This is a genomic window from Anaerotruncus sp. G3(2012) (genome assembly GCF_000403395.2).
Lineage (GTDB): Bacteria > Bacillota > Clostridia > Oscillospirales > Ruminococcaceae > Anaerotruncus.
Genome location: NZ_KE159675.1, coordinates 324,449 through 326,386 on the forward strand (window position 1 = coordinate 324,449; position 1,938 = coordinate 326,386).

The following is a 1,938-nucleotide window of genomic DNA, read 5'->3' on the forward strand; positions in this document are numbered from 1 at the left end:
AAGGAGAGCCCAAGCTACGCGATCATTGATTCCCAGAGTGTAAAAACAGTAGCAGCCAGCGAAGACCGCGGAATTGACGGAGGGAAAAAACAAAAGGCAGAAAGCGGCACATTGTAGTGGATGTGCTGGGCTGTTTGTTGTCTATTGTGGTTCATGCTGCCAATATTCATGACACAAAAAGTGGAATATCTACCGCCAAACGAGCGCATGAACAGTATCCATCTATTCAGAAATTCTGCGCAGACGCCGGATATCGGGGCACCTTCGTTTCTGATTTGAAGGACCAGCTTGACCTTAATGTCGATATTTCAGAGAAAATCAAGCCCCACCAATGGGAAAGACTCCCTTGGCGCTGGGTAGTTGAACGCACCCTCTCCTGGCTCAATCATTCCAGACGTCTCAGTAAAGATTATGAGATATCCGTCTCATCTGCTGAGACTATCGTCAAAATTTCTCATTTCCATACCTTGCTTAAACGCTTATGAATACAGCTTCTAAGATGTATTTCTGCAACGAGTACATGGCGGTGAACAGTCCAAATGGTACCCGGCTGAATACATTCCCTGACTTTATTGTGACTGCAGATTATGAAACCGGACGTCCGATCTCGACTGCTGAGTTAAAGGAAGGCGCTGAAGTATATCTGCTCGGCTCCAAATGGACGAACATGCTCCTTGGATTAGGTGTACGATACCGTGCTCCATATAAACGACTGGAAGATGCTCTAGGTATTGAGATGATAAAGTACCTTGACGGCCTGTTTATTGACTAATTGACGGCGATGGGTGATGCGGAACGACACCGATCAATCAGGGCAATACATAAATTCCCCGGTGTATTCTGCACCGGGGAATTTATGTAAAAGATATCACATCGTTTCCCCAGCACGGGTGACAGCCCGTTTTCAATCAGGCACTGTCCACCAGTCGCGGATGTCGATCATCATCGATGTTCCGATGACCGGGGTGCCTCCAAATAACAAGGCGTCTCAACGCCGAATAAATGGAGGTAAATCCCATGAAAGAGTATTCCCTGTCCGTAAAGGTTCCCCATCACGCTTCCTATGTAGTTCGCAACATCCCAAATGTTACGGTAGAGCAGCGTGAGCGCGCCCTGAAGGCCACCCACTACAATGAGTTTGCGTCCCCGGCGGGTATGCTTACCATCGACATGCTGTCCGATTCTGGCACAACCGCCATGACTGATGTACAGTGGGCCGCTATGTTCCTGGGCGATGAGTCCTACGGCCGCAACAAGGGCTACTATGTCCTGTTGGACACATTCCGCGATATTTTTGAGCGCGGCGGTGAGAAGAACTGGAAAAAAATAATTGATCTGGTTCGCACTGATTGTACTGACGTTGATAAAATGATGGATGAAATGTATCTGTGCGAATATGAAGGTGGCCTTTTTAATGGCGGCGCAGCTCAAATGGAGCGCCCTAATGCCTTCATCATCCAGCAGGGCCGGGCGGCAGAGTCTATCCTGTTTGAAATCGTCAAAAAAATCATGGTCGAGCGCCACCCTGCCAAATCCTTTGTTATCCCTTCCAACGGCCATTTCGATACCACTGAGGGCAACATTAAGCAGATGGGGTCCATTCCCCGCAACCTGTTTAACAAGGAACTGTTATTCGAGGTTCCCGAGGGCGGTAAATACGAGAAGAACCCCTTCAAGGGCGATATGGACGTAAGAAAGTTGGTGGAATTGATCGAGGCTGTGGGTTCCGAGAATGTACCCTTGATTTACACCACGATTACCAATAACACAGTCTGCGGACAAGCTGTATCCATGAAATCAATTCGGGAGACCGCCGAGATCGCGCACAAATATGACATTCCGTTTAGAAGCTGTATTCATAAGCGTTTAAGCAAGGTATGGAAATGAGAAATTTTGACGATAGTCTCAGCAGATGAGACGGATATCTCATAATCTTTA

The 1,938-nt window shown here is 47.7% G+C and carries 1 protein-coding gene and 2 pseudogenes; all 3 read left to right on the forward strand.

Annotated features, from left to right (window positions below; translation table 11 throughout):
• Positions 1–95: 95 nt before the first annotated feature.
• Positions 96–485: pseudogene (locus tag C814_RS0105210) on the forward strand (transposase); the annotation flags it as partial.
• Between the two features lie 14 nt (positions 486–499).
• A complete protein-coding gene (locus C814_RS16805; protein ID WP_022788492.1) occupies positions 500–772 on the forward strand; it encodes an S-methyl thiohydantoin desulfurase domain-containing protein in 273 nt (90 codons plus the stop codon).
• Between the two features lie 245 nt (positions 773–1,017).
• Positions 1,018–1,842: pseudogene (locus C814_RS16810) on the forward strand (beta-eliminating lyase-related protein); the annotation flags it as partial.
• Positions 1,843–1,938: the final 96 nt, after the last annotated feature.